Consider the following 7,005-nt stretch of genomic DNA (forward strand, 5'->3'; position numbering starts at 1 on the left):
GAAATTGGCGGCAAAAGTAACGGCCTCTTCGCACGCATGCGAAGAGGCCGGCACAGGCTTGCTCAGATCACGGTTTTTTTACCGCGTCCTTCACATCGCCCTTCACTTGCTGCGCCTCGCCTTTGAGCTCTTGCGCCTTGCCCTCGGCACGCAGCTTGTCGTTGTCGGTCACCTTGCCGACACCTTGTTTCACGTTGCCCATCGCCTCATTGGCCAGGCCTTTGACTTTGTCTTTAGTACCGCTCATGGCAAAACTCCTGCAAATGGAGACACGTGTACAGTGTCGACAAAAGGTGGACCCAGCACCCAGCGCAAGAGTTTCAACGAATTTTCAACCCGCAAGCCAAGCGGTCAATCTACGGGCGAATACCGCACCAAATCACACAGGCAGCCCTGCGTTGACGCCACGGCTCCCCTAGAATGCGGTCCAAATGTGCGCCTCAAACCAGGCGAGCACACGACAAGAACAATGTTTTCGGATACCCGCCCCATGCGTCTGATGCCTGCACTGCTGGCCTTGCTGCCACTGCTGCCCCTGTCCACCCTGGCCACCGCTGCCGCCAGCCCTGAAACCCTGCGCGTCGAGCGTTACACCGACGACGGCAACCCCGGCACCCTGCGCTGGGCCATTGAAACCAGTAACCGGAACCCCGGCCATTACCGTATCGACATCGCCGCCGTGGGCAAGCCACCTTATGTGATCCGCCCCAGCCACGCGCTGCCGGAAATCAAAGGCCCGGTCAGCATCACCGGGCTGGCCTGGGCACGCGAGGGTCAGTACATTGCCATCGACGGCTCCGCCTACATCAAGGACCAGGGTGTTCGCACCTGCCCCGGTGCCCTGCCCGGCCAGTTCGGCACCAACGTGCGCACCACCACCAACCCTGGGCTGGTGCTGCGTGACACTCAGGGCGTGCAACTGCGCGGCCTGGAAGTGCGCAATTTCTGCATCGGCATCCTGGTCAACCGCGCCAGCCACAACGTCATCGAAGACAACCGCATCGTCGCCAACAAAGGCGGCGCCGGCATCATGCTGACTGGCGACGACGGCGCGGGTAACCCCACTGCCACCACCACCAACAACAACAAGGTGCTGCGCAACCAACTGATCGACAACGGGGATGGGCTGGAGCTGACCCGTGGCGCAGCATTCAACCTGGTAGCCGACAACCTGTTCCGCTCCACAGCAGCCAACCTCGAGCCCTCACAGGGTATCGAGATTCTGCTGGGCAACGACAACAGCGTGGTGCGCAACCGCTTCGAGAACTACTCCGACGGCCTGCAGATCAACTGGGGCAAACGCAACTACCTGGCGGCCAACACCTTCAGCGGCAACTCGATCGGGGTCAGCGTCACCGGTGAGGGCAACATCCTCGACGGCAACCTGATCCACGGCAACCGCATCGGCGTCGCCCTGCGCCCGGAGCCTGAGGTGACTACCACGCGCCTCAGCGGTAACCGCATCTGGGGCAACAGCCAGGACATCCGCCGCTGCCAGGCGGGCGGCTCATGCGTACCCGGGCAGCGCACCGGGGCCATCGTGTTTGGCGTGCCAGCCCAGGCACACGCCTTGTACGTGGGCTCACGCGGGGTTGGCGCCGACCTGCCGAAGCAGGACCAGGCACTTATCTGCAACGCCAAGGGCGAGCCCAAGCCGTGCCAGCCGCTGCCCAACCACAATCAGCCGGCACCACGGCTGCTGGCGCTGGAAGGGAATGTGCTGCGCGGTGAAGTACAGGGGCCGGCATCGAGCCTGCTGCGCGTTGAGTTCTTCGGCAATGCCCAGGCCGACGCCACCGAGGCCGAGCACTACCTTGGCGAAGTGCAGGTGAACAGTGACGCACAAGGGCAGGCACGGTTTGCCCAGGCGCTGGACGACATCGCCGGGTTGCGCAGCTTCACCGCGACCGTGACTACCGCTGACGGGGCAACCTCCGAGCTGAGCCTGCCGCTTCGTCGCTGACGCACCGCCAGGTCCGGCTTATGGCGGGGGTGGGGCGCAACCCAAGGCAGCGCCCGCGCCCCCCACCTGGCGCGCCCGCAGCAGGCACAAGCATCAAACCTTGCCCCGCCCCGTGGCACCCCTCACAATGCAGGCCTTCATAGCGTCAACCCGCAGGAACCTGCATGAAACTCGACAAACCCGCCGCCATCGCCCGGCGCAACCAAGCACTGGCCCGCCCGGTGCTGAACAGCAGCAACACCCTGTTCGCCATTCTGGACAACAAACGCAACCTGTGGTGGTTCGAAGTGCCGGTGGCGCTGCTGGGCAAGGGCCAGGCCGACTGGGTCAACCTGCTGCTGCACACCCCGCAAACCGACGAGCTGCAGCACCTGAAAGTGCCGACCAACTTCCTCAAGGCCCACCTGGAGCAGATGGAAGTGCGCAAGCCTGGCAAGCGCCGCTCGACCATCAGCCTGGCGCTGAGCGCCGACCGCGACTCGCTGCTGCGCGACACCCGCCCAGGTGGCGAGCAGCTGGACTTCCGCAACTTCGTTCAGGCCTGATCAGGCCTTTTCGATCCGGTCGTCATGGATGACGATCAAGCCCTGCTTGAACAAGCCGCCAATGGCTTTCTTGAAGTTGCCCTTGCTGACATTGAACAGCTTGCTGATCAACGCCGGGTCGCTCTTGTCACACACCCCCAGCACCCCGCCTTCGGCCTCCAGGCGCGCCATGATCTGCTCCTGCAGGCTGTCGGCCAGGGCGGCGCCCACCGGCTGCAGACTCAGGGCGATCTTGCCGTCGTGGCGCAGTTCCTTGATGAAACCCTTCTCGTGCATGCCCGAGCGCAGGAACTTGAACACTTCGTTCTTGTGGATCAGGCCCCAGTGGCGGTTATTGATGATGGCCTTGAAGCCCATCGGCGTTTCGCCAGCCACCAACAGCTCGACCGGCTGCCCGACCTTGTAATCGGCCGGGGCCACGTCGAGGTAGCGGTCCAGGCGGGAAGTGGCGGTGATGCGGCGGGTGCGCTTGTCGAGGTACACGTGCACCACGCAGTAGTCGCCGATCTTCAACGGCCGCGCCTCTTCCGAGTACGGCATCAACAGGTCCTTGGACAAGCCCCAGTCGAGGAAGATGCCGGCACCGTTGATGTCCTTGACCTTGAGGCTGGCAAACTCACCGACCTGCACCTTGGGCTTCTCGGTGGTCGCAATCAGCTGGTCTTCGCTGTCCAGGTAGATGAACACGTTCAACCAGTCATCGACTTCGGTTTCGGCGTTTTTCGGGATATAGCGCCCGGGCAGCAGGATCTCGCCATCGGCGCCGCCGTCCAGGTACAGACCGAAGTCCACGTGTTTCACGATTTGCAAACTGTTGTAACGCCCAAGCAGAGCCATTTCCGATGATCCTCATAACAAGGCGGCTATTCTACACCTGAAGCCAGCGCGCCGCCCGACCGCTGATGCAGTGGAACCGCCGTGCCCCCCCTCGCGTCTACCGTCTGGCCAGCCACTGCAAGGAACAGCACATGCCTTCACGCCTGTCCAAAGCCCTGCTCATTGCCCTTGGATTCGCCCTGGCCCTTGGCGCCTGCAGCCGCATGGACCTGGCCTACCGCAACCTCGATCGCCTGGTGCCGTGGTCGCTGGGCGACTACCTGGACATGAACGGCACGCAAAAGGCCTTGCTCGACGACCGCCTCAAGCAACACCTGGCCTGGCACTGCAAGACCCAGTTACCGGGCTACCTCGACTGGCTGGAGCGGGTCCGCGCCATGGTCGCCGACAACCAGGTGACCGACCAGGCGCTGCAGCAACGCACCCGCGAAGCGCGCCAGGCGATTGGCCGTGTGGCCGAGGAAATCACCCCTTCGGCGACCGAGTTGTTGCGCGGCATGAGCGACCGCCAGGTGGCCGAAATGCGTGAAGCGTTCCGCGACGACATCGCCGAGCGGCAAAAAGAGTACGTCGATACCCCGCTGGCCGAGCAGGTCAGCGAGCGCAGCGCGCGTATGGAAAAACGCCTGAGCGCCTGGTTTGGCCCACTGTCCGCGGTGCAGAAGCAACGCGTACAAGCCTGGTCAGCAGCGCTGGGCGACCAGAACCGCGAATGGATCGCCAACCGCGCCCACTGGCAGCAACAGCTGCTGCTGGCGATGAACCAACGCAACGACGCCAGCTTCGAGCCGCGCCTGGCAACCTTGTTGCAACACAAGGAAAGCCTGTGGACGCCGGAATACCGCGCGGCCTTCCAGAACACCGAGCAACAGGCGCGCAGCCTGTTGGTAGACCTGGTGCAGCAAAGTAGCGTGCAGCAGCGGCAGTTGCTGCAAGCGCGGTTGGCCAAGGTGCGCGACCACTTCAGTGAGCTGAAGTGCCTGAAGAGTGCCTGAAGAGTGCCTGAAGGCGTGATGGGCTTGGCCTGCAACACCGCCATCAGCGCCCCTTGCGCCGATACGGGAACACGTCGATCACCTTCCCCTCGCCAATGGCCGCCTGCAGCCCCTTCCAGTAATCCGCGTCATACAGCTCGCCGTGCAAGCGGCTGAACAAGCGCCGCTGGCCCATGTCGGCAAACAGAAACGGCGGGAACTCTTCGGGGAACACATCGTGCGGCCCGATCGAATACCACGGCTCGCCCGACAGCTCGTCTTCCGGATACCGCGGTGGCGGTATGTGGCGGAAATTCACCTCGGTCAGAAAGCAGATTTCGTCATAGTCATAGAACACCACCCGCCCATGCCGGGTGACGCCAAAGTTCTTCAACAGCATGTCACCGGGAAAAATGTTCGCTGCCGCCAGTTGCTTGATGGCCAGGCCGTAGTCTTCCAGCGCCGCCAGCACCTGGCCTTCGCCCGCGCGCTCCAGGTACAGGTTCAGCGGGGTCATGCGCCGCTCGGTCCAGCAGTGGCGCACCAGCACCGTGTCGCCCTCCAGGGCCACGGTCGAAGGCGCCACTTCGAGCAACTCGGCCAGGCAATCAGGCTCGAACTTGCTGCGTGGGAAACGAAAATCGGCGAACTCCTGGGTATCGGCCATGCGCCCTACCCGGTCCACGCTTTTCACCAGCCGGTACTTGTCGATCACCGTGGCGCGGTCAACGGTTTTCGACGGTGAAAAGCGGTCTTTGATGACCTTGAACACGGTGTTGAAACCCGGCAGGGTGAACACGCTCATGACCATGCCGCGCACCCCCGGCGCCATGACGAAGCGGTCATCGCTGTTGGCCAGGTGGTTGATCAAGGCCCGGTAGAACTCCGACTTGCCTTGCTTGTAGAAACCGATCGACGTGTACAGCTCGGCAATATGCTTGCCCGGCAGAATGCGCTTGAGAAAATGCACGAACTCGGCCGGCACCGGCACATCGGCCATGAAGTAGGAGCGGGTGAACGAAAAGATGATCGACACCTCGGCTTCGTCGGTGATCAACCCGTCCACCTCGATGCCATGGCCCTCGCGGTGCAGCAAGGGAATCACCAAGGGCCATTGCTCATCGCGGTTGTACAGGCGGCCGACCAGGTAGGCACCTTTGTTGCGGTACAGCACGGGCACGAACAGCTCCACCGCCAGCTCCGGGTCCTTGCAAACCCAGTCGGGCAGGCAGTCGCGCACCTGCGCTTCCAGCCGTGCCAGGTCACCCTCCAGGTCACCGTAGGCGACATCGAACGGGTAGTCGGCGAAGATCGCCTGCAACATTCCCTTCAGGCTACCGCCCAGCGCGTAGGTACGGGTTTGCGCGGCGCGCTCACGCCCGCGCAGCGACGGCCGGGTGGTGTGGATGAACATGCAGCCATCACTGATCTGGTCGTGGCTGAACAGGCTGCAGAACAGCGAGTTGTACCAGGTCTCGGCCAACTCATCGTCCAGCCGGGGGTCGATCTGCTGGATGTAGGCGTGTTTGGCCAGCGGCCACTGCGCCACGTCCAGCAACACCGGCGCGGGGAAGGCCTGGCGCAGCCAGCCGTTGACCTCGGCGACTTTTTCTTCATACAGGCTGATGCGCGCAGCCGCGGCCTGCTGGATTTCCTGCCAGCGCGCCTGTTCGAAGCGCTGGCGGGCGCCGAGGGTGATGCGCTGGAAGTGGTCACGGTAATCGTCGAAGCCCGCCAGGATGGTGCGGGCGATTTCGACAGCGGGCCAGGGTTGGGGCATGCCGGGCACCTCATGGGTGAATGAGTTACACAGCTTAGTCGGCCTGATGCAAAAGCGGGCCAGGTTCACTGCGCAAGAAAGCACAAGTATCGCCCCGCCCCCTCGCGTACACTCGCGCCCCTGCCCTGCCCTCCGGAGACCGTTGTGAGCCCGATTGCCCTAACCCGCCTGCTGACCCTTGCTGCCGTCTGGGGGGCGAGTTTCCTGTTCATGCGCATTATCGCCCCCGAGCTGGGCACGGTGCCGACCGCGTTCTTTCGCGTCTCGATCGCCTGCCTGGGCCTGGTCGCCATCGTGGCCGCCAGCCGCGTGCGCTGGGACTTTCAGGGCAAGCTCGGGGCCTGCCTGGTACTGGGCATGATCAACTCCGGCATCCCGGCAACCTTCTATTCAGTAGCTGCCCAGGTGCTGCCAGCCGGTTACTCGGCGATCTTCAACGCCACCACGCCACTGATGGGCGTGCTGATCGGCGTGCTGTGCTTCCGTGAACCGATGACGTTGGCCAAGCTCTGCGGCATTTTCCTTGGCCTGCTCGGTGTCGGCATCCTCAGCGGGGCCGGGCCGGTGGCCCTGGACATGGCCCTGCTGCAGGGCGCCCTGGCGTGCCTGGCAGCTACCACCTGCTACGGCTTTGCCGGGTTCCTCGCGCGGCGCTGGGTCAGCGGCCTGGACAGCCGCCTGTCGGCGCTGGGCAGCATGCTCGGCGCTACGCTGATGCTCAGCCCGCTGTTCGCCTGGAGCGCCCTCAGCCAGCCGCCCACCAGCTGGGGCGGCTGGCAGGTCTGGCTGTCGCTGCTCGGCCTGGGCCTGCTGTGCACGGCATTCGCCTATATCCTGTACTTCCGTCTGCTGGCAGAAATAGGCCCGGTAAAGGCCAGCACCGTGACCTTCCTGATCCCGGTGTTC

At 63.8% G+C, this 7,005-nt stretch carries 7 protein-coding genes; 4 read left to right on the top strand and 3 right to left on the bottom strand.

The window, feature by feature from the left end; all coding sequences use genetic code 11:
- Positions 1–67: 67 nt before the first annotated feature.
- A complete protein-coding gene (locus tag APH30_RS12055; protein WP_029885390.1) occupies positions 68–247 on the bottom strand; it encodes a CsbD family protein in 180 nt (59 codons plus the stop codon).
- 243 nt (positions 248–490) lie between these two features.
- Between APH30_RS12055 and APH30_RS12060 the strand changes: the two genes are divergently transcribed.
- Together APH30_RS12060 and APH30_RS12065 are read left to right on the top strand one after the other, a co-directional pair.
- Entirely contained in the window at positions 491–1,963 is a 1,473-nt protein-coding gene (locus APH30_RS12060; RefSeq protein ID WP_054912668.1) for a nitrous oxide reductase family maturation protein NosD, read from the top strand.
- Positions 1,964–2,127: 164 nt separating this feature from the next.
- Positions 2,128–2,508 (top strand): hypothetical protein, encoded by a 381-nt coding sequence (locus tag APH30_RS12065; RefSeq protein ID WP_009686775.1) that lies wholly within the window; start codon positions 2,128–2,130, stop codon positions 2,506–2,508.
- Here APH30_RS12065 and APH30_RS12070 read toward each other — a convergent pair whose 3' ends face one another.
- On the bottom strand, positions 2,509–3,345 hold the full coding sequence (locus APH30_RS12070; RefSeq protein WP_009686776.1) for a S1 RNA-binding domain-containing protein: 837 nt from the start codon (positions 3,343–3,345) through the stop codon (positions 2,509–2,511).
- Positions 3,346–3,476: 131 nt separating this feature from the next.
- On the opposite strand from APH30_RS12070, the gene APH30_RS12075 reads away from it, so the two are divergent.
- Entirely contained in the window at positions 3,477–4,340 is an 864-nt protein-coding gene (locus APH30_RS12075; RefSeq protein WP_054912669.1) for a DUF6279 family lipoprotein, read from the top strand.
- A 43-nt stretch (positions 4,341–4,383) separates the two neighbouring features.
- Here the strand turns inward: APH30_RS12075 and aceK are convergent, their stop codons facing one another.
- The gene (gene aceK, locus APH30_RS12080) at positions 4,384–6,099 is read right to left on the bottom strand and encodes a bifunctional isocitrate dehydrogenase kinase/phosphatase (protein ID WP_054881625.1); all 1,716 of its coding nucleotides are present in this window, start codon (positions 6,097–6,099) and stop codon (positions 4,384–4,386) included.
- Positions 6,100–6,243: 144 nt separating this feature from the next.
- Between aceK and APH30_RS12085 the strand changes: the two genes are divergently transcribed.
- On the top strand, positions 6,244–7,005 hold a 762-nt coding region (locus tag APH30_RS12085; protein WP_054912670.1), incomplete at its 3' end, for a DMT family transporter.

Source organism: Pseudomonas sp. NBRC 111127 (assembly GCF_001320345.1).
GTDB lineage: Bacteria > Pseudomonadota > Gammaproteobacteria > Pseudomonadales > Pseudomonadaceae > Aquipseudomonas > Aquipseudomonas juntendi.